The sequence below is a fragment of the Burkholderia sp. AU27893 genome, assembly GCF_002223205.1.
Taxonomy (GTDB): domain Bacteria; phylum Pseudomonadota; class Gammaproteobacteria; order Burkholderiales; family Burkholderiaceae; genus Burkholderia.
The window spans coordinates 115860-139267 of sequence record NZ_NKFD01000006.1; the positions used below are offsets into that span (position 1 = coordinate 115860).

The following is a 23408-nucleotide window of genomic DNA, read 5'->3' on the forward strand; positions in this document are numbered from 1 at the left end:
GCTCATTCATGTTCCGCGCTCCCCTTGCCGAGTTCGGCCTTCAGCACGAAGCTGTTCGTCGCCGCGTATTCCTGGCCCGGCTTAAGCCCCTTCAGCACTTCGGTCGCGCGTTCGTCGCGCCGCCCCGTTTCGACGGCCTGTGCGACGAAACCCTTCGGCGAACGCACGAACACCGACGGCGCGCCGTCGACGTCCTGCAGCGCGTCGCTCGCGACCGCGAGCGGCACGCCCTGCCGGCCCGCGTCGACCGACACGTTCACGAACATCCCCGGGCGCCACACGCCGTCGGGGTTCGGCAGCACGACGCGCGCCGGCGCGGTACGCGTCTGTTCGCCGAGCAGCGAACCGACGTACGCGATCGGGCCGCTCGAACGCGATTCGAACGCGGTCGCGCTGACGGTCGCATCGCGGCCCACGCGCACGTCGTTCAGCCGCTGCGCCGGCACGGCCATCTCGGCCCACACGGTCGACAGGTCGGAGATCACGAACATGCTCGCATCGGCGGCGATCGCCTCGCCGGGCGTCGCATGCTTCTCGACGATCGTGCCGGCGAACGGCGCACGCAGTTCATAACGGTTCAGCGCGCCCGCGCCCGCCGGCGCGTTCAGCGCGGCGAGCTTCTGTCGCGCGTTCTGCACGGCGATCTCGGCCTCGCGCAACTGCACCTGCGCCTGCTGATAATCCTGTTCGGCCGAGATGCGCTCCTGCCACAGCGTGCGTTCGCGCTCGTAGGTTGCGCGCGCACCCGACAACCGGCGCTCGGCCGTCAGCAGTTCGCTGCGGCGGTCCGCCAGATCGGTGCTCGCGATCACGGCGAGCACCTGCCCTTTCGCGACGTTCTGCCCGAGCGACACCGATACCTGTTCGACGATGCCGGCCACGCGCGGCACCACGTGCGCGGTGCGATCCTCGTTGAACTTGATCTCGCCCGGCAACTGGAACGGCGTCGCAATCTGCGCGGGGCCGGCCTTCGCGAGCGCGATCTTCGACGTCGCCAGTTGCGCGTCGGTCAGCGCGACCGCGCCGTCGGCGCGCGCGAACGGGAACGATGCGGCGTCGTTGCCGGCCTTCACGTCGATCGTCGCATCGAATACGTGCGGCTTCGCGACCGACTGTGCGGACACGAACTTCTGGCCGGCCGCGTCGAACCGCAACGGCTCGTGCGTGCGGTCGTACCGCACCAGCGTGCCGGACACGGTCACGCCGTTGGTCGCGGGCTTGCCGTCGACGAACGGATAGACGACGAGCCGCGCATCGCCGGGCTTTTCCGTCATCACGATCTCGACGGACAGCTTGCCGCGCTTCAGCACGACGCCGCCGTGCGCGCCGGCGCCCTCGGCCGGCTGGGCGGATTCGGCGGTCGTCGGCGCCGATGCGCCGCTCCCGCCCCGCGTGACGGCGAGCGCGCCGATCACGATTCCTGCGCCGCCGAGCACGGCCGCCGCAATGATGAAGATTCTGCTGCGTGACATGATGATCCTTCAGTTAAGAGGGGCGCTCATTGCGCGCCGGCCGCGAGCGGCGTGCCGACGAGCCGGCCGATATCGGCACGGGCCGTATGCGCGTCGGCAAGCGCACGGACGTATTGCGACTGCCCCTGGAACAGCGTGCGCTGCGCGTCGAGCACGTCGAGGAAGCTGAACTTCCCGAGTTCGTAGCCGCGCGACATCGCGTCCAGCGCGACGCGCGCGGCCGGCAGGATGTCGGACTTCAGCCGCTGCGCTTCCTGCTCGGCGGCCTCGAAATTGGCGTATGCCTGCGTCAGTTCAAGCCGCAGCCGCGTGCGTTCGCGGTCGAGATCGGCGTTCGCGCGCTCGGCCTTGTGCGTCGCCTCGAGCAGCGCGCCCTTGTTCGTGTTGAACAGCGGAATCGGGATCGACACACCGACCACCGCCTGGTTGTCGGGCACGCCGCCCGTGGTCACGCGCTTCACGCCGGCGCTGACCGTCACGTCCGGGATGCGGCGCGCGCGCTCCAACGACACGGCCGCGTTCGAGCGCAGCATTTCGGCACGCGCGATTCGCGCGAGCGGCGCATCATCGAGCCGCGCAGTCAGCGCGGACAGCGGCTCGACCGACGGTACGGCTTCGAGGTCGCCGAGCACCGCAAGCGGGTCGTTGCGCGCTTCGCCCATCACCGCGTTCAGCTTCTCGCGCGCAACGTCGACACGGCCACGCGCGGTCACGACTTCGATCTGCACGCCGGCCGCCGCCACCTGGGCCTTGGTCGCCTCGACCGGCGACACCTTGCCGGCCTGCGCGCGACGGGCTGCCAGATCCGCGGAGCGCGCGGCGATCGCGGCCGACTCCTCGGTCACCTGAAGCTGGCGCTGCGCGGCGAGCAGCCCGTAGAAGGCTGCGATCACGTCGGCGCGCACGACGGCGCCCTGCTCGTCGAGCGATGCGCTGGCCGATTCGCGGCCATACGACGCGACGTCGAGCCGCGCGCGACGCTTGCCGCCCAGTTCGATCGTCTGGTTGATCAGCGCGGTCGACGTGCGTTCCGCGCGGCTGAAGCCTTCCTGCAGAAACGACACTTCGGGATTCGGGCGCGCGCCTGCCTGCATCAGCGCGCCGGCCGATGCATCGACATCCGCGCGCGCGCCGCGCAGCGCCGGGTTGTTTCGGGCGGCGACCGCGAGCGCGTCGGCAAGCGTCAATGACGATGCAGGAAGTGCGTCGGACGGCGGTGCGCCGATCGGCGCGGCGGCGGCAGCCGGGGCCGGCCCCGGCGACAGCGATGGCTGCGCATGAGCCGTCGCGGCCATCGCGAAAACGATGGCCACGGCGAGGTTGAGCTTGAACATGTTCAGTTCTGCGGTAACGGTTTGCGACCGATGCTACGGACCGGCCGCAGTGCGAACATGAGGCGAAGATGACAATTCCGTCATGTCCGGCGCGACAGGTGTTGAGGTTGGTAGATCGGCGCGCGTCAATGTAGTTGCCGCCTGATTCATGCAGCCAGAGGCTGTTTGCTGCCGACGTGCGGGGCCATCGCAACGCAGCGTCGCGCCGTTATCGCCGTGCAGCACCAGGCTGTTTTTGTCGCTCGGCACGTTTGCCGTCCATGGACAAGCGGATGCCCGGTGCACATCGAACTGCTGCGCCAGTTCGGCTAGCGTCCGCTCACCTTGACCGCCGCCATCGCCACTTTCGCTTTTAACACGGCTGAGTGCGTCCGTCGGGTTCTCTTCGTCATCTTTCTGGTTCCTTTGTCGGCATTATCGCCGGCTCAGGCCCCGAGCGTTCCACTGATCCCACTGTCCGAATTTGCGCGGCCATCTCTTTCAGACGTCGTGATCGCAGCCGTTACGTTCAGCTAAGCGATAGTGCTCAACATCGGTAAGCACCCGGTAAAGGCACCGAGACTCGTGAGGTGCCGCTGATCAAGCCGCGGCGAGCGTCCAGCGATGCGGAAGCAGCGCCGCGATGTCGTCGGCACGATGCGTGGGCAGTCGGGTAAGCACCTCTTTCAGGTAGGCGTACGGATCATGGCCGTTAAGCTGCGCCGACCGGATCAGGCTCATGATCGCGGCTGCACGTTGCCCCGCGCGCAGTGAGCCGGCGAACAACGCGTGGCCGCCAACCGCGGATATGCTCAGCAATGCGGCGAGCACGACCGGTACGGCGAGCGTCCACAGCCTGCTTGTGCGCGCAACGTTGAGCGCGGCGCTCACCGACAGCGCGAGAAAAAGCACCTCGAGCGTGAGAGCTATCGTGAGGATGAGGCCCGTCTGTTCGCCCGCCGAAAATGCGATACCAAGTACCAGACCATCGACGATGAGGTCGATGGCCGTGACGATGATCAGACCTGTCGGCAGCGTTGCATCTTCCAACCACCTCTCCAGCCGGTCGCACATCTGCCGGATGCCAGCGTCAGCAACAGGCCCAGTACGGAGCCGATGACGACTGGGGTCGTCGTGTGCGTTCTGTCCTGGAGCAGTAACCCCAGGGACGCAGCTGCGAACACGATGCCGCCGGTGAAATGCTGGATGACACTGGTTGTGCGGGCACCGGGCGTCTTCACGGATACGACGAGCGCCCCGGCGCCTGCTGCGAGAAGGGGCGGAAGCGTAAGAAGCGCCAGTTTAACGGCGGGCGTCATCCAGTGACCGGACTGCCGCACTGGCTGCAGAACCTCGCGCCGGTCGCCAGCGCAACATTGCATTTTCCGCATACCACTGGACCCAGCGACGTGGCGCATTGACTGCAGAAACGTGCGCCCTGCGCATTGGCCGTCATGCATTTCGGACAGGTAACGGCGTCCGTGGCACGCTGCGGAGGTGCCGCCGTCCTTCCCCAAGCCTGGTCATGATGACCACCTGAGCCGTGGCCGCCACCATAGCCGTGGCCACCGCCGTGTGCGTCCCGTCCGCCCTCGTGGCTACCGCGGCCGCCATGATGACCACCAAGTATTCTTTCCAACCACCCCATCGCAACCTCCAGTAGAGTCGGGTCAGTTCTGGCACTGCCTGCCGTTCACTTGCGCAGCAGACGCAGGCCGTTGCCCACCACCAGTAGACTGGCTCCCACGTCGGCGAATACCGCCATCCACATGGTTCCGTACCCCGCCACCGTGAGTGTCAGGAAGACAGCCTTGATTCCAAGCGCCACGGTTATGTTCTGCACGAGGATGGAATGCGTCGCTCTGGACAGGCGGATGAAGGCAGGAATCTTTCGCAGGTCGTCATCCATTAGCGCGACGTCTGCCGTCTCGATCGCGGTGTCCGTTCCCATTGCGCCCATTGCGAAGCCAATATCGGCCCGCGCGAGCGCCGGCGCGTCATTGATGCCGTCACCGACCATGCCGACTGTCGCCCCGTCGGCCGCCAATGCATCGACGGCATTGAGCTTGTCTTCAGGCAACTGGTTTCCCTTCGCCTGGTCAATGCCGACCTGCCCGGCAATCGCTTCTGCCGTGTGCGGATTATCGCCGGTGAGCATCGCGGTGCGCACCCCCAGCCGATGCAATTCCGCGATGGCTGCGCGGCTGGTGTCCTTCACGGTGTCTGCGACCGCAAAGAGCGCCACGACGCGGTCATTATTGACCAGCATGACGACCGTCTTTCCCTGTCGCTCAAGGGTATCCAGACGGGCCTCCAGGTCCGGCGAACAACGTCCCATTTCTTCGACCAGCCGGTGGTTGCCGAGCGACCAGGACACGCCATCGATCGTGCCGCGCACGCCGCGGCCGGGAATTGCTTCGAAGTCATCGACCGGCAGACGCGGAAGATGCTGCACCTCCGCGGCGTTGGCGATCGCCAGTGAAACCGGATGATCGGAGCGACTTGCAAGACTCGCGGCCAACGCGCAGCAGTTCGCGAGGTCGACCTGCGCACGCAGTTCGAAATCAGTCTGCACCGGCTTGCCATGGGTGATCGTGCCTGTCTTGTCGAGAGCGAGCCAGGTCAGCTTTCGCCCCTGTTCAAGGTAGGTGCCGCCCTTGATCAGGATGCCACGGCGCGCTGCAGCGGCGAGGCCACTGACAATTGAGACCGGCGTCGAAATCACAAGGGCGCACGGGCACGCGATGACGAGCAGCACGAGCGCCTTGTAGATCCAGTCATGCCAGTTCCCGTTCATCACCAGCGCCGGGACGACCGCGACCGCCATGGCGATCGCGAACACGATTGGCGTGTAGACTCGTGCGAACTGGTCGACGAACCGTTGAGTTGGCGCCTTCGCGCCTTGCGCTTCCTCCACCGCGTGGATGATACGGGCGAGCGTCGTGCTGCCCGCCGCCGCGGTGACGCGATATTCGAACGAGCCCGCTTCGTTGATCGTCCCAGCGAACACCAGGTCACCTTCGGCTTTTTCGACCGGCAGGCTCTCGCCCGTGATCGGTGCCTGGTTGATGCTCGAGCGCCCCGCCACGATGTTGCCGTCGAGGCCGATACGCTCGCCCGGTTTCACGCGCACCACGGAGCCAACGATCACCGACCCCGCCTCGATTTCGGCCCACGAGCCGTCCGGTTGCCTGACGGTGGCCTTTTCAGGGGCAAGCCGCATGAGACCCTGAATCGCGTGGCGTGCGCGGTCGAGCGACTTCGCCTCAACCAGCTCGGCAATCGTGAACAGCACCATCACCATCGCGGCTTCCGGCCACTGGCCGAGCGCCAGTGCGCCGGTGACGGCGATGCTTATCAGCGCGTTGATGTTCAGATTGCCGTTGCGGAGTGCCACCCAGCCCTTTCGGTAAGTCGTGAGACCGCACGCCAGGACAGCAAGGATGGCCAGTGCGGCGCTCACCCATCCCGGCTGTCCCAACCAGCTCGCTGCTTCCGACGCAATCGCCGCCAAACCGGCTAGCGCGAGTGGCCACCACGGCTTCGCGGGCGCTTCCGGAACCGCTGCAAGCTGCCCACCGGCTTTGGCAACCTCAGGAGTAAAGTCCAGCGAGCGGATTGCGTCGAGCACCGGCGCGAGGGCGTCCGGCGCGTGGGTAACAGTCAGCACCCGCTGCATCAGATTGAACTCCATGCCCTTGACGGACGCCATTGCGCCGAGCTTGTTGCGAATCAAGGCTTCTTCCGTGGGGCAGTCCATCTGCAGAATGCGGATCGGCGTGCAGACGCTGTCACTGGCCACCGTCGGCGAGGCGAGCGCACCCAACGTTGCTGCGCCGGGAGTGCAGCAGCTGCCGTCGTGGTCGTGGTCGTGATCACGGCCATGATCATGGCTGTCGCTGTGTACGGGAGCGTGCTCATGCCAATGGGCGGTGCCACAGCAATGCTCCTGGTCGCGATCGTGAGCATGAGCGGAGCCGTCGGTTGCCGCGGCGAGCTGACCGCCATGGCTGTGAGCGGATTGATCCTGATGGCCAACCTGCTGGAGATTGGTGTTTCCGCCAGACGAAGGGGTCGTTTTGGACATTGCTGGATTCCTTAAGCGCGTTGTGGTCTAGTAAACACCTTGGAGCCGCTCCAAGGTCAAGCACAGCGCAAGGAAATTTTGTATGAAAATTAGCGAGCTGGCCATGCAGGCAGCTGCACGGCCGATACGGTCCGGTTCTACGAGAAGGAAGGCCTTTTTCCCGTTGCGGAACGGTCCGATACCAATTACCGGATCTACGGCGACACGCACCTTCAGAGGCTGCGTTTCCTTCGAAACTGCCGGGCCTGGGCATGAGTCACACCGAGATCCTGACGCTGCTGGATGCAAGCGAAGCCTCAGGCGTTGACTGTGCTGGCGTAAACGGGCTTGTCGATGAACATATTGGTCACGTTGCGGAACGGATTGACGAACTCAACGCGCTGAAAGGGCAATTGCTGTGCGCAGCCGGTGCGCCGCCAGGAATGCAGTCGAAGACTGCGGCATTATGCAGGAGCTTCGCACGACGGTGATGGCTGGTTCGCCCCCATCGCACAGCCACGTCTGAGCATTACCGCAAGTCGACATGGCGCGCGAGTGCAAGGCATCCACATTGCTATCGCGTTGGCATGACCATGAAGAACGTAGGAGCCAGGATGACACGCCCCAGCGGACACGACCATCATCACGACGACCACGGCGAGCACGCTCATCATCAGGATAGCCACGGGCATCACCACCACAATCACGCACCGCCCGCCGGGTTCGATAGCGCGTTCGCGATCGGCTCAGCGCTCAATGCCGGTTTCGTGGTGGCAGAGGTTGTATATGGTCTCGCGGCGCACTCCATCGCTTTGCTCGCAGACGCCGCACACAACCTTGGCGATGTCCTTGGACTCCTGCTGGCCTGGTTCGCGGCATGGCTTGGACGGCGAAAACCAACGCATAGTCGCACCTACGGATACAGCAGAAGCTCGATCCTCGCGTCGTTGACCAACGCGGTTGTACTGCTGGTCGGCGTTGGCGGCATTTCCGTGGAGGCGATCCGGCGACTGACTTCGGGGCTGGCTAACGACCAGGTCGGCGGCAGAACCGTCATGATCGTCGCTGCAATCGGCATCCTGATCAATGGCGCAACGGCGCTGTTATTTGCCCGCGGACGTGCGGGCGATCTGAACATCAAAGGAGCGTTCCTGCATATGGCTGCGGACGCCGCCGTCTCCGCCGGAGTCGTGATCTCGGGACTCGTCATCATGATGACCGGTTGGTCCCTGCTCGATCCGATTGTCAGCCTCGGCATCGCGGCGCTGATTCTGTTTTCAACATGGGGACTGCTGCGCGACAGCGTCAATCTGGCGCTCGATAAAGTACCGGAAGCGGTAGATGCAGCGAAGGTACAGGCCTTTCTCGCTTCTATGCCTGGCGTGCAGGACGTTCATGATCTCCACATCTGGCCGCTGAGCACGACAGAGACTGCGTTGACAGTACATCTGGTACGACCCGGGGGCGGCATCGATGATGCGTTTGTTCAGTCAGCCTGCGAGGAACTACGCACGCGCTTCTCCATCAATCACGCTACGTTTCAGATCGAGGCCGGTGATCCGTCGCATCCGTGCCTTCTGGCTCCCGCACACGTTGTGTAGCCGGGGAGTCAGTCTCAGTGTAAGCCTCCGGCGAAGTCATCTTGAAGGCGATCATCGAAAGCAAGGTCTGGGCACTCGACACGACGTACGTTCCGATGGCGCGCGGCTTCGTCTATCTGACGGCAGTCGTCGACTGGGCAAGCCGCCGTGTGCTCGCGCACCGGGTAGCCATCACGCTCGAAGCCGAGCATGCCGTCGCCGTGCTGGAAGAGGCGTTCGCGAGGTATGGGCAGCCGGAAATCGTCAATACCGATCAGGGTAGCCAATTCACCAGCGACGCGTTCACTGAGATGGTGCTCGGCAAAGGCGTCCGGCTGTCGATGGATGGCAAGGGCAGTTGGCGCGACAATGTGTTCGTCGAGCGGCTAGGACCTATCCGTCATTTTGTGGGCGGGGCATATCATGAGGTGTAAAAGCCATGGATATGCCGATGAAGAAGAAAAGACAAACCGTAGCGCGTCAGGCAGCGGCCCGCGGGCCGCTGCCTGAGTTGCCCAAGGAACTGCTGGACCAACTGGTCAAGGGGCCGATGACGCCGACCGAGGTCCAGGATCTGATGCTGGCGTTCAACAAAGCGATCATCGAACGCGCAATGGGCGCCGAGATGAATCTGCATTTGGGCTACCCGTCCGGCCAGTCCAAGCCTACCGGGCAAGCCAACGAGCGCAACGGCGCCAGCGGCAAGACGGTCATCACCGATCGTGGCCCGGTTCGGGTCGAAGTCCCCCGCGATCGCGACGGCAGCTTCGAGCCGATTCTGATTCCCAAGCACGAGCGCCGCTTCACCGGCTTCGACGAACGCATCATCGCGATGTACGCCCGCGGCATGAGTGTGCGCGAGATTCAAGGGTTTCTGGCCGAGCACTACGGCACCGAAGTGTCGCCCGACTTCATCAGCTCGGTCACCGACGAGGTGATGGCCGAGGCGCTGAGCTGGCAGAACCGCCCGCTCGAGCCAATGTACCCGGTGGTGTTCTTCGATGCGCTGCGGGTCAAGATCCGCGACGACGGCGTGGTCAGCAACAAGGCCGTCTATCTGGCCTTGGGCATCCAGGCCGACGGCCAGCGCGACGTGCTGGGCCTCTGGATCGAGCAGACCGAGGGCGCCAAGTTCTGGCTCAAGGTGTTCAACGAACTCAAGACGCGCGGCTGCCAGGACATCCTGATCGCCGTGGTCGATGGCCTGAAGGGGCTGACCGAGGCCATCAGTGCAGCCTATCCGCGGACAACCGTTCAGACCTGCATCGTGCATCTGATCCGCAACAGCCTCGAGTACGCCAGCTACAAGGACCGTAAGGCGCTCGCCACAGCCCTGCGCCCGATCTACGCAGCCGCTAGCGAAGAGGCGGCAAGGCAGGCGTTACAGGACTTCGCCGACGGCCCGTGGGGCGAGAAATATCCGACCATCGTGCAATCGTGGCAGCGCGCCTGGGAGCACGTCATACCGTTCTTCGTGTTTCCGCCGGAGATTCGACGGGTCGTGTACACAACGAATGCCATTGAAAGTCTGAACATGCAACTGCGCAAGATCATCAAGACCCGTGGTCACTTCCCCAATGACGAGGCGGCGATCAAGCTGCTCTGGCTGGCGCTGCGCAACGTGCTGGCCAAGACCGTGCGGGCCGCCTTCGACTGGAAATCAGCGATGAACCAGTTTGCTATCCTGTTCGGCGAGCGATTCACGCAGGCGCGTGGATAACCTGTTGTTCAACCGCCTCGCCCACAAAAATGCGGACAGGTTCAGCGGCTATGGCGGAGTGTGAAATATGAATAGGTATATTTAAAACCGTATGAATCGGTGAGCCAGGCCCGCGAGTCGATCGCCGCTTACATGACGTGGTACAACCGGCAACGGCCTCATTCCAGTCTGACCGACCGGACGCCGGACGAGGCTTACTTCGCGATGCTGCCTGCGATCAAAACGGCAGCTTAACGATCAGCGGCTTCCACTTTAAATCGCGAAACGACTGTCCGAACGTACGGAGCCACCTCTGCCTGCCTGATACAACGTCGCCGGGGCCGTGCGGCATCACGCGAGATGTCGCTCGACCCCGACCACGAAACCTTGGCCGGCCACGGAGCGAATCTTATGGAGGAGGCAGCCGATTCGCGGGTGCTGCGCGACGCGCCCTCCCGGTTACCACAGGGCCAGCGCGACGCGATCCGGACGCTCAAACTCGAGGAAATGTCGTTGAAGGAAGCGGCCGTCGCGAGCGGCATGACGGTTGCCGCCCTGGAGGTCGCGGTCCATCGCGGGGTCACGCTCGTGCTCACCGGTGTGCCGCTTTCGTTGACACTGCTGATCATGCTGCGCCATGCCGCACGTCTCGCGCCGGTGCCCGTGGTCATGGCGGGAAGCGTTGCCGTCTCCGCGATGACGGCGGTCGCGCTATCGCTCTATCATCCGCTCGACGCCACGATGATGATTCTCGCGTGGAACGTCGGGCTGATAATCGTCCTGTTGATCGCGAGCGCGTCGTACGGCGCGCGGCTGTTCCGTTGGGTCGGAGCGGGCGAGTGATTAGCGGATGGGATTTCGCTCTCCTTCTTGCGACGCCGCAATTGCCACGAACCTTCTTCGCAAGCACGCCAACGTCGAATCTCGACATAACAGGATGGTCGGACACGGTCTCAAGTGTTGGTCGACGCGGAGCGTGCCGGTACTTCGGCGACGAGCGGGTCTTGCAGCCGGTTCAAGCAGACGAAAGCGGCGGCAAGACGCTCGTGGCTGACGGGCGGCGGAGCTGCACGTCGTGCAGCCGTCGAAATGTGCCAGAAAATCGCGGTCGGCAGTACCAGCTAAATCTACAATCTGATACATGCGGCATCGTCACCGTCACGCATGGGCGCAAGGGACAGCGGCGAGCTGCAGGCGACCGCTCTGACGGTGTGCGGTTAAGAGAGGCGATCATGGCGATTCATCCGATCTGGCTACGCATCACGCACTGGGTGAACGCACTCGCCGCGATCGTGATGGTGCTGTCCGGCTGGCGCATCTATGATGCGTCGCCGATCTTCAAAGGATTCATGTTTTCGCCGGACATTACGCTGGGCGGGTGGCTCGCCGGCGCGCTGCAATGGCATTTCGCGGCGATGTGGGTATTGGTTTTCAACGGCATCGTCTATCTCGTGCTGAACCTCGTGACCGGGCGCCTCTTTCGTAAATTCTTTCCGCTGGCGCCGGTGGCCGTGCTGCGCGATCTCATGCGAGCGCTGGCTGGGAAGCTGCATCACGACGATTTGCACAACTACAACGCGGTGCAGAAACTCGCCTACCTGATTGCGATCATCGACTTGATCGTACTGGTGCTGTCCGGGATAGTGCTCTGGAAATCAGTGCAGTTCCCGCTGCTTCGGGAATTGATGGGCGGTTACGAGTCCGCGCGCATCGTCCATTTCTGCGCGATGGCCGTGCTGGTAGCGTTCGTCGTGGTGCATGTCGCGATGGTCGCCGTGGTGCCCCGCTCGCTGCTGACGATGATCCGCGGACGCTGAGGAGATTGCGATGTCCATTAGGCAGAAGATCAGTTTTCCTGTCAGCCCGTCGCTCGATCGCAAGTCGATCCTGAAAGACGCGCAACGCGAACTGGCGCTGCCGTCGCGGCGCCTCTTCACCCAGCGCGCGCTGACGCTCGGCGGCCTCGCGATGCTGACGGGCTGCAGCCTCACCGACGACCAATCGGTCAACGCCTTCCTGATGCGGGTGTCGCGGATGAACGACCGCGTGCAGGCGTGGCTGTTCGACCCGACCCGGCTGGCGCCGACTTACACCGAAGCGCAAATCACGCGGCCGTTTCCGTTCAATGCGTATTACGGAATAGACGAGGTGCCCGACGTGGACGGCTCGAACTACCGGCTGCAGATTGGCGGCCTTGTGACCGGAAAGCGCACTTGGACGCTACCGGAGCTGTACGCACTGCCGCATGCCGAACAGATCACGCGTCACATTTGCGTGGAAGGATGGAGCGCGATTGGCCGCTGGGGCGGGACGCCTTTCCGCGAATTCCTGCAGCGGATCGGTGCGGACACGTCGGCAAAGTATGTCGGCTTCAAATGTGCGGATGACTATTACGGAAGTATCGACATGGCGACGGCGCTGCACTCCCAGACACTGCTGACGTTTCAGTACGACGGCAAGACGCTGCCGCCCGAATACGGCTTTCCGATGAAGCTGCGGATGCCGACAAAGCTCGGCTACAAAAACCCGAAGCACATTATGGAGATGTTCGTCACAAATACGTACCCTGGCGGTTACTGGGAAGACCAAGGGTACAGTTGGTTCGGCGGCTCCTGAGGCGCGAAGGAACGCGTAGCGGGCGCCCTCGACGCAGCCGGCGATCCGTCGGAATCAAGTAATGAACAAGGAGCGCAAAATGAAGAACTTGATCATTGCTGCATGTTCCGCTGGCCTATTGATGGCGGGCGGTGCAACGTTTGCACAAGCGAGCGGCGTGATGAGTAACAATGCGATGTCGTCCGAAACGCTGGCTGCCAGCGGGACGATGGCCAAGACACCGATGAAGCATCAAAAGAAAATGATGAAAAAGCAAGACAGCGGGATGGGGAACCACGCCTCCGGCGCGAAGGGCTACTAGCCCTCTGAGCCAGAAGAGTCGCACTGCATAGTGCTGCAGGTGCCGGAGGCTCTTCGACCGGATGAGCGCGTGACGGAGGCGCAGTGGGATGCGATCCGGATCACTGGAAATGCGACGAAGCGTCGTTAGCATGGGAAGCTGCGGTGGCCAGCGGGATCCCGACGGCCACGCCGAAGGTCTGCGACACACCGGGCGCGGCACAATCAGCGTCAGCCGAGCGGAAAGCGGGGAGGCGAAGCATGACATCTACCCAGGATCTGATCGAATCGCTGGTCGCCGAGGCAAAACCGGTTCGACGCCTGCTGCCGCCTACGCTGCGGGCGGCATGCTGGCTGGCGTTTGCAGCCCTGATATTGACGCTGGTGGCACTCGAACACGGGGTGCGGCCGGACTTGATGAATAAGCTGGGTCAGCCCACTTTCGTCACCGGCGTGGCAGCAGCAACCACCGGCGTTCTCGCCGCGGTGGCCGCTTTCATCGTCAGCGTTCCGGGCCGCTCACGGCGGTGGTTGCTGCTTCCCGCGCCCGCACTCGCCGTGTGGATAGCTACCATCGGTTACGGGTGCCTCACCAATTGGATCAAAATTGGGCCGGACGGTATATCCGCCGGGGAAACCGCGCGCTGCTTCGCCACGCTGACCCTCACCGGCACGCCGCTGTCACTACTGATGCTTGCGATGCTGCGCCACGCAGCGCGCTTCGCGCCGGTGCCCGTAGCGATAATGGGCGGTCTCCGTTCGGCCGTGACAACGATAGCGCTGTCACTACTCCATCCGCTCGACGCAACGGTGATGGTTCTCCTGTGGAATTTCGGCGTTACAGCTCTCCTCCTCGTGCTCAGTGCCTGGTATGGGCCACGGCTGTTGGGGTGGCTCGCGCCGCAGCGATGACGAGCTACGCTTGTCATCGCCACTCCCGGGGCGCGAACGCGGACGTGGAGTCGTCGCCGCCACCCCACCTGACACGTCGATTCAGCGATCAGCTCGCGTGCCCCTGACGCGTGAAACCCATCCGGGACCGCCCGGGGCGACGCAGCCGCGTGCCGATACGCCGGCATCATGCGGAAATTGCTGCGATGCACTGCGCAAGCAGCGGTGGACGGATGATCGAACTTCGGCCGCCTTCTCACGCAACGTTCAATTCAATGTTGCCGATCAGCGCGAATACTTTGATATAGTCTTCGTCATGCTTGCGCCATTGCCGGGGCGTCCGTCCCCCCTTGTATGACCGCTGCAGTCCGCCTTCTCCTTTCGCTGTTCGTTTGTCTGGCCTTCCTGGGACAGGCGGGAGCGGCATTGTCAGCGTCGGGGGAATGCGCGGAAGGTTCGGCGATGGCAACGGGAACGGTGGCAGCCACCGCCGATTGCTTGCCAGCGGACGCCAGCCAGCATGCGTTGATGGGCAAGCCGTGCAAGGCTGCTACGGTGTGCAGTCCCACCATGCCGGTACTCCAAGCGGATTCCAGTCTCCCTGATTCTCAATATCAGCGGTTCCGCTATCCCCACCTCCCCTCGCATTTCATCCTGCAGGACTTCCCGCGGACGCTGCTGCGTCCTCCCAGTCTCGGCTGATTTTCCTTCGCGTCCGCAGCACGACGGTGTCGTTTCGTCGCACTGCGCGATTAGTCCGTTGGCCGATTGCCGCCTTCGACGACGCACCGCTCCGTCCGCCATACCACTGCGGAAAAGACGGATTTCGCCGCCTATCCCGCGTGTGGGATTGAAGCCTGCGCGCTGAATTGTGTCCCGTCCGTCGGCTGAGGGCCGGCGGGCGCGGTTGCGGTGCGGACGAACGGATTGACCGGAAATCGTCGGCAAACGGGAGTCGTTTGTCTTGGAGACTTCAATGAAACCCAAAAAAGACGGCAAGCGCAGAATCTTCGGACGGTGCAACTTGCCAGCACACGCGCTGAGCGTGGTTGTTGTCCTGTTCACTGGCTTGCTCGCGCTGCACGATGCCAGCGCGGATGCGCTGACGACGGCCGCGCGAAGCCCGATCGTCGCGCTCGGGATCGACGCGTCCCACCATGTGCTGCTGAAAGCTACCGTCGATGCGCTCTACCGGAGCGTCGACGACGGGCGGCATTGGAATCGAATCGCGCTGCCGCAAACGCATGGCCGCGTCTTGGCCATCGCGACGTCGGCGCGGCGACCGGGCCTGCTGTACGTCGGCGGGCCCGGTCTGGGCGTCCTTCGTAGCGACAACGACGGTCAAAGCTGGCAATCGACCAACGCGGGACTGCCCAGCCGTACCGTCGAGGCCCTTGCCACGCATGCCGATCAGGCCGATACGGTTTACGCCTATGTGGCCGGGCGTGGAATTTTCCGGAGCCAGAAGGACGGACGGGATTGGCGCCTGATGGATGCCGGACCGCGAGCCACGATCCTGCGTCTTGTTCACTCGAACATGCCCGGCAGCATGCAGACCGGCTGGCTGTTGGCCGCGACCTCGAACGGCGTCAGCCGGTCGATGGACTGCTTCTGCGGCTGGCGCAAGGCCGGCGGGCTGACCGGCAAAGTGGATGCGGTCACCTACGATCCACGCGAACCGCAGCAGATCTACGCGGCTTTGGGCAAGGAACTCCTGCTGAGCCGGGACGGCGGCGAGCAATGGACGCATCTGGCCGCGCCCGGCCCGGCGATCACCGCTCTGCTAGTCACCCCGGACGGGGTGCTGTACGCGGCTGGCGACGGCGCGCTCTTTCGCCGCGCAGATCACGCAGGAACATGGGAGCGCCTCGATGGCTAAGCCGACACCCGCCGCGTTCGCCGCGCTGCTCACGCTGGCGCCGCTCGCGCATGCCGGCGATACCTCGGCATCGCCGCACAGGTTCGACTTGCTTAAGGCCGGCCTGACGATATACCAGCAAAACTGCGCGTCGTGCCACGGGCCACACGGTGAAGGTGCACCGAACTGGCAGCAACCCGATGCATTGGGCGAGATGCCCGCGCCCCCGCACAACGCAAAGGGACACACGTGGAAGCACGCCGATGGCATGTTGTACAAGCTCGTCCACGACGGTTGGCGCGATCCGTTCAACAAGACCGAGCGGCTGACCATGCCGCCCTTTGGCGCCACGCTGACGCCGATCGAGATTCGCAGCGTGATCGAATATCTGAAGACGATGTGGACACCTGAACAACGCGCATTCCAGCGGTCCGAGAGTCGCGACGCATCGTTTCCGCCGGAGGCTCGGCAATGACACCGGCCTCCCGAACCTGTTCGCCCGCTGACGCAATCCGACAGCCGCCAGTCACGCGCCACCATAAAGGATCGTATATGCAGTTTCGCAAGCCCCCAGTGACCCATGCCAAGCCGTTGTGCACGGGCCGGCGTACCGCGTTGCGTTACCTGTCGCTCGTGCCCGCCGCGATGCTGCTGGTCGCGTGCAGTCGGACGCCCGACTTCAAGGGCTTGGACATCAGCGCATCGCCACTGACGATGACCGTCACAATGACCGACCATACGGGCCGGCGGCGGTCGCTGGCCGATTTCCGGGGAAAGGTCGTCGCGGTGTTCTTCGGGTACACACACTGCCCGGACGTATGTCCGACGACGATGGCGGAGCTTGGACGGGCGATGCAGCAACTCGGCAAGGACGCCGGTCAGGTGCAGGTACTGTTCGTGACTGTCGATCCCGAGCACGACACCTTGCCCGTGCTACGGCAGTGGGTATCCGCGTTCGATCCGCGCTTTCTCGGCTTGCGCGGCACGCCGGAGGAACTGAAGACCGCGACCAGCCAGATGAAGGTGTTTGGCGGCCGATCCGGAGAACCGAGCGATAACACCATTATGCATAACGGCAATGTCTTCCTGTTCCACACAAAGGGCGCCGTGCGCGTGCTGGAGCAGACCGGTGCCGATGCCACGACACTCGCGGCGGACATACGGCAATTGCTGGAATGAAATCATGAGGCCCGACATGACCGCGACGCGCAGATTCAGGCTTTCAATCGGCAAGGTCGCCGCCGCGCTGGTAACGGCCGCTCTTCTCGTATCCGCATACCTCGCACTGGCTCCGACGAAGTCCGTGCCGAAGGCGACCTTCGTCCTGCTGTCGGGCCAGAAGCTGACGACGGCCGACCTGCGCGGCAAGGTATATCTGGTCAATTTCTGGGCGACAAGTTGCGCGACCTGCATCAAGGAAATGCCACAGATGATTGACACGTACAACAAGTTCAAAGGGAAAGGATTCGACTTCATCGCGGTATCGATGAAGTACGACCCGCCAGTGTACGTCGTCAACTACACCCGTACGCACGGACTTCCTTTCAAAGTGGCAATGGACTCGGACGGCGGCCTCGCTCAGCAATTCGACAACGTGAACATGACGCCCACGACTTTCGTGGTCGACAAAAAGGGGGAGATCCTGAAACGAATTCTCGGCGAGCCCGACTTTCCCGCGCTGCATCATCTGATCGAGCAGGCGCTCGCGCAAGCTTCCTGATGAGTGTGCCGACATGCTGTCTCTGCTCTTCGTTCAGATTCCGCTCGCGTTCGGCGCCGGCGCCCTGCTCAATCTCACGCCGTGCGTGCTGCCAGCCATCCCCCTCAAGGTTCGCGCGATCCTGCGCGAAACCGGGCAACGGCTGAGCGCGCGCGCGATGTCGGCCGCGCTGTTTACCGCCGGATCGGTACTTTTTTTTGCGGCGCTGGGATTGGCTACGGCGCTGCTGCATTTGCATTGGGGCGTCCTGTTTCAATCGCGGATCGTGTTGACCATGTTGAGCGCGCTGCTGCTCGCGCTGGCGATCGCCAATTTCGGCTGGCGTGGGCTGCGCCTGCCCGCCGTGATCGCGTCGGCGCATGGCGTGAAGTTTCTCGAGCCTTTCGTTTCCGGCCTGGTGTGTGCGTTGCTGTCGACACCGTGCACGGGACCGTTGCTGGGCGGTGTCCTCGTATTCGCGCTCGCGCAGCCGGCACCGAATATCGTCGCGCTCTTCGTGTCAATCGGCGTCGGGCTCGCGTCGCCCTACGCTCTTCTGATTCTCCGGCCTGCGCTGCTCCTGCGTTTTCCGCGCGCCGGCGGCTGGTCCGACGTAGTGCGCCAGAGTTTCAGCTGGATCCTGTCCGGCGCGGCGATTTTCTTCGTTCGCAGTGTCTTGCCTGCGGCCTGGGAACCGCTGCTGTGGTTTGCATTTGGTCTCGGCGTGCTGGCATGGGCGTGCGCAGTCTTTGTACGCAGCAAAGACCGCGGTTCGCGCCGCGCGGTCGTCATCGTCGGCGTCGTAACAGCGGTGATGGTCAATGTCAGCACCGGTTTCGGATCATCCGCGGCGCGCAGCATCGCCTGGCAACCACTGCACGATCGCGACTTGGCAATGCTGCCGGTACTCGGGCGCCCCGCCATCGTGGAATTCACTGCGCAATGGTGCATCAACTGCAAGGTCCTTGAGCGCAGCGTGTACCAGGCCGATAACGTTGCCGAGGCCATTCACCGACGCGGCGTCGTGCCGTTTCAGGCCGACCTCACACGACCCGATCCCGCGCTCGAACGCCTGCTTGCTTTCTACGGCGGAGTGGGGCTGCCGTTCGTTGCGGTGCTCGATCGCGATGGGCGCGAGGTACAACACTTTTCCGGCCTGTTCACCGCCGGAAGCCTTGTGGACGCATTGAATGCGCTGAAGTAAATGGAGAATCCTTGATGAAGAAGAATGTCAACCGTGTGCTCGCCGCGTCGGCCGCCGTCGTCGTGCTGGCCGTCGCCGCGGCCTTCGTCTGGATCGAGGCTGGCCCGCGCGCTCACCTCCCCTCCGTCACCGACTCGCAAGCGATCGGCATGGCTGACTCGTCTCGATACGTGAGCGCCTCCGTCGCTGCACGTGACCACCACGCCGAGTTGACCTTGCATATCGCCACCGGCTGGCATGTGAACGCCAATCCCGCGTCGCTCGAATCGCTCATTCCGACGACCCTAACGCTTCAGGGCGAAGGCGCATCGCATGATGCGCAGGCCGTTTATCCGCCCGGTAGAAACAGCGGGATCGTGATCGACGGCAAGGACATTCAGGTGTACGAAGACGGTACGGTCATCCCGTTCACGGCTCCCTCGAACCTCAAGAGCTACCGTGTCGTGGTGCACGTGCAGGCCTGTAGCACCCAGGGCATCTGCCTGCCCCCGGCGAACGTCGTCGCTTCGATGGACACGACGTAACCAGCAGCATTCGTTTGTTTAGTCACTCACCTCACGACGAAGGAGTCCTGTCATGCGTTACCTCAAGATGTGCCTGCTGATGATCGCCGCGCTCGGCGTGCAATTGTCCGCGCTGGCGGCTGAAATTCCCGTGAAGATGTACAAGAACCCGAATTGCGGGTGCTGCGATGCATGGGCGAAAGACCTCGCGGCGAATGGCTTCAAGGTGGAGACAATCAATACGCCCAACCTGGTATCGATCAAGAAACAATACGGCGTGCCTGAAAGCCTGGAAGGGTGCCATACGGCGATCGTAGGCGGCTATGTCGTCGAAGGGCTCGTCCCTGCGAATCTCGTCAAGCGCCTGCTGAACGAGCATCCGGCGATCAAGGGGATCGCCCTGCCGGGCATGCCGGCCGGCGCGCCGGGGATGCCGGGGTCCCGTAAAGGGCCGCTGACCGTCTACGAATTGCAGCCAGGGCCAGCGCCCACAGTCTTTGCGAACTTCTGAGGGCTAGGATGGCGCAGCACCGACGTCCAGAAGCATGCGCGCATGCGTGAATGCCACGTCTTGCTGTCGGTGTCCCTGCTACTGCTGCGGCGCCGGGTCTAGGCGGTTGCCCGACAAGACGCACTGTGCAAGAGCGCCGCGGCGCAACGTCCACGCAGACGGTGCTGGCCGGAGAGTCGATTAGGGTGCTGTCCTGCCGTGATCGATTGTCAGGTCTCGACCGTCTTTTACGGGGCTCGCGCGTATCGCCGAGCCCCCTTTTTCACAAGGGAAAATTCAGCCCGGAACCGGCCCGGATCTCCAATCCGGCGTTTTCCGTGCTGCCCGTGACGCGCTCGCGATAAGGGAGCAGCATGGCATTGCGCGATCGCCCGATCGCAGTGCCGTGGCATGGTGGTGTGGCGTTAAAGACCCAAATCTCGATCTCCTCATGTGAGCGTGCGATTCGGGGGGGCCGCTCGCTCACGGCGTGGCCGGTAGATAACGCCGGATCAGTCGGAGCATTTGAGGATCGTCCCACGTGGCAGGCCCCAGCTTGCGGCCCACTTCGCGGCCGTTGCGGTCGATCAACAAGGTGAGCGGTATGCCCGTTGAGGCCAGAGCCGCGACATCGTGGAAGGTATCGAGATATGGGCGCAGGTGTTTAACGCCAATCTCGCGAAAGAACGCCTGCACCGCCGGCAAGCCGCCCGCGTCAAGAGAAACTGCGACGACTTCAAAACTCGGTCCGCCGAGCGCTGCCTGCAGACGATCCAGTGTCGGCATCTCATCACGGCACGGAAGGCACCAGGTAGCCCAGACGTTCAGCAGCACGACTCGGCCACGAAACGCGCTCAGGCTTGTCGCGGTGCCCTTGTCGTCTGCGAAACGCAGCGTTCCGAGCTCGCGTGGACGCGGATGAATGACAACGCCGTTTACAATATCATCCGAAAACCAGCTCCCGTAAGCAAAGCCAGCACCCGCCAGGCCCGTGACGCTCAGCATTGCAAGCCACGCTCGTCTCGACATGCGCCAGTTGCGCTCGCCGTCATGCCGCTCTGCGGTATCGCTTGGCGGGATGGGTTCGTCGGATCGGTCAGGGCGGCGTTGATTCATGTGCACTGCCTTCGAATAAATCCGGAGATTTCCTCCGGACGCGAAAAAATCACAGCGGCGCGGTCACCCCGCATGCCGGTGCCAACGAGTACGGGCGTACCCGGACGCGGGCCGTCGACGCTGCCGTCCGTTTTGAACCGCAGATTGAACTCCCAGAACGTATGTAGCTTTCCGTCGGCCGTCGACAGGCGGTACGTGTCGCCGCAGTAGTGGATGGCGGTCAGCTGCGAAGCCGCGCCTGCCGCCTTCAGGTTCGGCAGGCCCTGGTCCGGGACCGACACACGACCGCCGGAAACCGCCTCGAGATAAGCGAGCAGATCGGCCCGCGTGCGCGCGTCCGCAATGCCCGGAAAGTCCATCGCGTTGCCGGGAACCCGTGCCGCGGGGTCCTTGAGCCACGCATCCAGGTGCTCTTTGTCCCAAACCAGGCCCGACCGTTTCAGCGCATCCGAATAGCGCTGGAAACCAGCGGCTGTGCCCGCCTTGCGGCCCCATACGTTGGCGAGGCTCGGCCCCGTCATGTGTCGCCCCGGCGCGAACGAGTGGCAGGCCATGCACTCGCGGGCCGCCTGCGCGCCGCGCATGAGATCGCCTTCTGCTCGAACTGGACCGCCGAAGGCAAACGTGACCAGGGTAGCCAGAATCGTTGGGGGGCGAAGCGGCGAGATCATTGAACGGCTCCAGTTGGGTACCGGGTCAAATTGCGGCGACAGCACGCAAAACGGCGACGGGTGAAGCTCTGCCCGCGTCCTGCGGTTGTATCGTGCCCCCCATCCGTCTCGTCATCGTTCTATCCCGTGCGGCACTTTCCGCGTGAAATTCCAAGGTGTTCGATTACGACCTCCACTTGACGCGGCCGCGAACACAGCTGCGGGTCGAACGCATGCCAAAACTCGCCAACTGCCACAAATGGCGCAGTCAAATCGAAAGAATTTGGCAAGGCAATCGTTCGCGACCATGCGCCGCGGTCACGTCCGATATCGCGACGCCACGATCTCAGCATTTCCGCGCAACGCCCTCGTAGAAATACGTGAAACATCTGGGTCCCGGCGCGTAACCGGTACCGATTTGGTCGAACCCGAAACCTGCACGCTCGATTAGCGAGCGGATCGGACGGTTCAAGTGACAGCCGCCGCTGACGCAACACCAAGCGGGCGTCAGCCGATCTTGCCAGCGTCGCACACCGGGCTCCGGCGCAAGACCATGCTCGACGAACAGCAAGCGCCCCGAGGGCGTCAGCACCCGCCGGATTTCCTGCAACGCTCGATCGGCATCCGGAATCGAGCACAGCGTCCAGGTGCTGACCGCCGTGTCGATGCTCTGGTCCGGAAGCGGAATGCATTCCGCAGACGCCATCAGGAAATCGACCGGCGCGCCAGCTTGCATGACGTGACGGCTCGCCATCTTCAACAGTTCCGCCGACGGTTCCAGCGCGAATACGCCGCGTACATCTTCGCGATACAGCGGCAGATTCAGGCCCGAGCCCGAACCGACCTCGAGCACGCGTCCCGCTGCGCCTCCGACGACGCGCTCACGGTACGGGACCAGCATCGCCTGACCCATCGCCAGATCGCAGAGCCGAGGAAAAATATAGCGACTGTAGATTCCCATCAAATGCCCCTTTCGATGTCGCCGAACTCGGCGAAGGTACGCGACGGCGCTCACGTCTTACTCCCGTCGCACGATATGCGGCGCGGCCAGTCGCGCGGCGTTGTCGCCGGGCATGCCGCACGATGCCGACGCCTGTTGCGGTAGCGGCCCGGATACCTTCTTCCGCTCCAGCACGTCGGCCACATTCCGTTGCCACCCGCTCAACGACGAATAGTCCTGTCCCAGCACGAGCCGTGGCGACACCGTATGCCACGCTTGCTGGCGAAGATGCGTAAAGACCATCGACGTCATCGCATATTGGGACGTGAACCAGTACGAATTCGCTACCCGCGCGATCCGGAACACCAAGTCAGCCGATGCACCTTGCGACGCAGCCAACTCGATCATTCCAAGGAGAGCCGAGCCGTGATTGCAGTCCTGATAGAAAGTCGAGTTGTCGCAGCATGGCCGATAGGTGTTCGTCGCGACCTCGAGAGCGATTGCTTCTTGCGCAGGCGTCAGACGCATCGTGTCGATCCGGTCGAAATAGACGTAGCCGTTGCTTGCCTGACCGAGCGTCCAGCCGCCCGTGCTCGCAAATGATGGCAGCCGGACCGTTCGCATCGGGCTGTGCTCGTTGAAGCGGGCGCGTGTCGCCAAGCCGAGCGGCCAAAGCAAATGAAGCAGATACGGCGCATTCTCGGCGGAGAACACGATCGGCGACGACGACGGCCCGACGAATAGGTGCTCGACCCAATCCGGAAGGCGCGCCTTCGCACCAATCACTGCGCGGTATTTGTCGGGGACGATCACGCCCGCTGCCACCAGCCGATGAATCGCATCGCCAAAAGCGACTCTCGTGTCGACGCCCTGTCTTGGAACGACATCGTCGACGTAAATCTGATAACGCCCGTTCGATCGATCTTCGGACGCGCCGGCAGCCGGGCCGCCGTAGTATCCGGCCAGCGCTGCCAGTGCGCATAAGAAACGGCGTCGGGTGAAGCCATCGATCCCGTATGTTCGTTCCATCGT

At 63.5% G+C, this 23408-nt stretch carries 21 protein-coding genes and 7 pseudogenes; 18 read left to right on the forward strand and 10 right to left on the reverse strand.

Going from position 1 to position 23408, the window contains the following annotated elements; translation table 11 throughout:
- Window positions 1-2 precede the first annotated feature (2 nt).
- The 6 genes and pseudogenes from CFB47_RS38090 to CFB47_RS38115 form a co-directional block, all read right to left on the reverse strand.
- On the reverse strand, window positions 3-1472 hold the full coding sequence (locus CFB47_RS38090; RefSeq protein ID WP_039349346.1) for an efflux RND transporter periplasmic adaptor subunit: 1470 nt from the start codon (window positions 1470-1472) through the stop codon (window positions 3-5).
- A gap of 26 nt (window positions 1473-1498) precedes the next feature.
- Entirely contained in the window at window positions 1499-2806 is a 1308-nt protein-coding gene (locus CFB47_RS38095) for a TolC family protein (protein WP_039349349.1), read from the reverse strand.
- Between the two features lie 258 nt (window positions 2807-3064).
- Window positions 3065-3198 (reverse strand): annotated as a pseudogene (locus tag CFB47_RS40965) (IS3 family transposase); the annotation flags it as partial.
- A 187-nt stretch (window positions 3199-3385) separates the two neighbouring features.
- Window positions 3386-3571: pseudogene (locus tag CFB47_RS41435) on the reverse strand (transposase domain-containing protein); the annotation flags it as partial.
- 529 nt (window positions 3572-4100) lie between these two features.
- A complete protein-coding gene (locus CFB47_RS38110) occupies window positions 4101-4433 on the reverse strand; it encodes a zinc ribbon domain-containing protein (protein WP_034175768.1) in 333 nt (110 codons plus the stop codon).
- A 45-nt stretch (window positions 4434-4478) separates the two neighbouring features.
- Window positions 4479-6872, reverse strand: coding sequence for a heavy metal translocating P-type ATPase (locus CFB47_RS38115; RefSeq protein WP_080289699.1), 2394 nt, complete (start codon window positions 6870-6872; stop codon window positions 4479-4481).
- Window positions 6873-6954: 82 nt separating this feature from the next.
- On the opposite strand from CFB47_RS38115, the pseudogene CFB47_RS38120 reads away from it, so the two are divergent.
- From CFB47_RS38120 to CFB47_RS38200, 18 genes and pseudogenes are all read left to right on the forward strand, one after another.
- Window positions 6955-7377: pseudogene (locus CFB47_RS38120) on the forward strand (Cd(II)/Pb(II)-responsive transcriptional regulator).
- Window positions 7378-7465: 88 nt separating this feature from the next.
- Entirely contained in the window at window positions 7466-8452 is a 987-nt protein-coding gene (locus CFB47_RS38125) for a cation diffusion facilitator family transporter (RefSeq protein ID WP_027810736.1), read from the forward strand.
- Window positions 8453-8511: 59 nt separating this feature from the next.
- Window positions 8512-8820: pseudogene (locus tag CFB47_RS38130) on the forward strand (transposase); the annotation flags it as partial.
- Window positions 8821-8876: 56 nt separating this feature from the next.
- Window positions 8877-10151 (forward strand): IS256 family transposase, encoded by a 1275-nt coding sequence (locus CFB47_RS38135; RefSeq protein ID WP_371295762.1) that lies wholly within the window; start codon window positions 8877-8879, stop codon window positions 10149-10151.
- A gap of 39 nt (window positions 10152-10190) precedes the next feature.
- Window positions 10191-10385 (forward strand): annotated as a pseudogene (locus CFB47_RS38140) (integrase core domain-containing protein); the annotation flags it as partial.
- A gap of 75 nt (window positions 10386-10460) precedes the next feature.
- Window positions 10461-10712: pseudogene (locus CFB47_RS41440) on the forward strand (sigma factor-like helix-turn-helix DNA-binding protein); the annotation flags it as partial.
- Window positions 10713-10973, forward strand: a pseudogene (locus CFB47_RS41445) (NrsF family protein); the annotation flags it as partial.
- A 389-nt stretch (window positions 10974-11362) separates the two neighbouring features.
- Complete coding sequence (locus CFB47_RS38150) at window positions 11363-11947, forward strand: cytochrome b/b6 domain-containing protein (RefSeq protein WP_046544053.1); 585 nt, start codon at window positions 11363-11365, stop codon at window positions 11945-11947.
- A gap of 10 nt (window positions 11948-11957) precedes the next feature.
- The gene (locus CFB47_RS38155) at window positions 11958-12746 is read left to right on the forward strand and encodes a molybdopterin-dependent oxidoreductase (protein ID WP_046544054.1); all 789 of its coding nucleotides are present in this window, start codon (window positions 11958-11960) and stop codon (window positions 12744-12746) included.
- Between the two features lie 79 nt (window positions 12747-12825).
- Window positions 12826-13047, forward strand: a complete 222-nt coding sequence (locus CFB47_RS38160) for a hypothetical protein (protein WP_027810694.1) — start codon at window positions 12826-12828, stop codon at window positions 13045-13047.
- Window positions 13048-13286: 239 nt separating this feature from the next.
- Window positions 13287-13937, forward strand: a complete 651-nt coding sequence (locus CFB47_RS38165) for an NrsF family protein (protein WP_027810695.1) — start codon at window positions 13287-13289, stop codon at window positions 13935-13937.
- A gap of 955 nt (window positions 13938-14892) precedes the next feature.
- Complete coding sequence (locus CFB47_RS38170) at window positions 14893-15795, forward strand: hypothetical protein (protein ID WP_143282323.1); 903 nt, start codon at window positions 14893-14895, stop codon at window positions 15793-15795.
- Window positions 15788-16249 (forward strand): cytochrome c, encoded by a 462-nt coding sequence (locus tag CFB47_RS38175; protein WP_034175753.1) that lies wholly within the window; start codon window positions 15788-15790, stop codon window positions 16247-16249. The genes CFB47_RS38170 and CFB47_RS38175 overlap by 8 nt, the downstream gene beginning before the upstream one ends.
- Window positions 16250-16326: 77 nt before the next feature.
- Window positions 16327-16953 carry an SCO family protein gene (locus tag CFB47_RS38180; RefSeq protein WP_046544056.1) on the forward strand — a complete coding sequence of 209 codons (627 nt, stop codon included), beginning with the start codon at window positions 16327-16329 and terminating at the stop codon, window positions 16951-16953.
- Between the two features lie 4 nt (window positions 16954-16957).
- Window positions 16958-17494, forward strand: a complete 537-nt coding sequence (locus tag CFB47_RS38185; RefSeq protein ID WP_226206419.1) for a TlpA disulfide reductase family protein — start codon at window positions 16958-16960, stop codon at window positions 17492-17494.
- Window positions 17495-17507: 13 nt separating this feature from the next.
- Window positions 17508-18677, forward strand: coding sequence for a protein-disulfide reductase DsbD (locus tag CFB47_RS38190; RefSeq protein WP_027810699.1), 1170 nt, complete (start codon window positions 17508-17510; stop codon window positions 18675-18677).
- 14 nt (window positions 18678-18691) lie between these two features.
- Window positions 18692-19201 carry a protein-disulfide reductase DsbD domain-containing protein gene (locus CFB47_RS38195; RefSeq protein WP_048985210.1) on the forward strand — a complete coding sequence of 170 codons (510 nt, stop codon included), beginning with the start codon at window positions 18692-18694 and terminating at the stop codon, window positions 19199-19201.
- Window positions 19202-19253: 52 nt separating this feature from the next.
- A complete protein-coding gene (locus CFB47_RS38200; protein ID WP_027810700.1) occupies window positions 19254-19691 on the forward strand; it encodes a DUF411 domain-containing protein in 438 nt (145 codons plus the stop codon).
- A gap of 462 nt (window positions 19692-20153) precedes the next feature.
- On the opposite strand, the gene CFB47_RS38205 is transcribed toward CFB47_RS38200, so the two are convergent.
- The 4 genes from CFB47_RS38205 to CFB47_RS38220 all read right to left on the reverse strand — a co-directional run bounded on the left by CFB47_RS38205 (window position 20154) and on the right by CFB47_RS38220 (window position 23405).
- A complete protein-coding gene (locus CFB47_RS38205) occupies window positions 20154-20786 on the reverse strand; it encodes a TlpA disulfide reductase family protein (protein WP_027810701.1) in 633 nt (210 codons plus the stop codon).
- Entirely contained in the window at window positions 20783-21457 is a 675-nt protein-coding gene (locus CFB47_RS38210; protein ID WP_046544057.1) for a cytochrome c family protein, read from the reverse strand. Before CFB47_RS38210 ends, CFB47_RS38205 begins: the two co-directional genes overlap by 4 nt.
- 325 nt (window positions 21458-21782) lie before the next feature.
- Complete coding sequence (locus CFB47_RS38215; RefSeq protein WP_027810703.1) at window positions 21783-22397, reverse strand: class I SAM-dependent methyltransferase; 615 nt, start codon at window positions 22395-22397, stop codon at window positions 21783-21785.
- Window positions 22398-22454: 57 nt separating this feature from the next.
- The gene (locus CFB47_RS38220; protein ID WP_027810704.1) at window positions 22455-23405 is read right to left on the reverse strand and encodes a hypothetical protein; all 951 of its coding nucleotides are present in this window, start codon (window positions 23403-23405) and stop codon (window positions 22455-22457) included.
- Window positions 23406-23408: the final 3 nt, after the last annotated feature.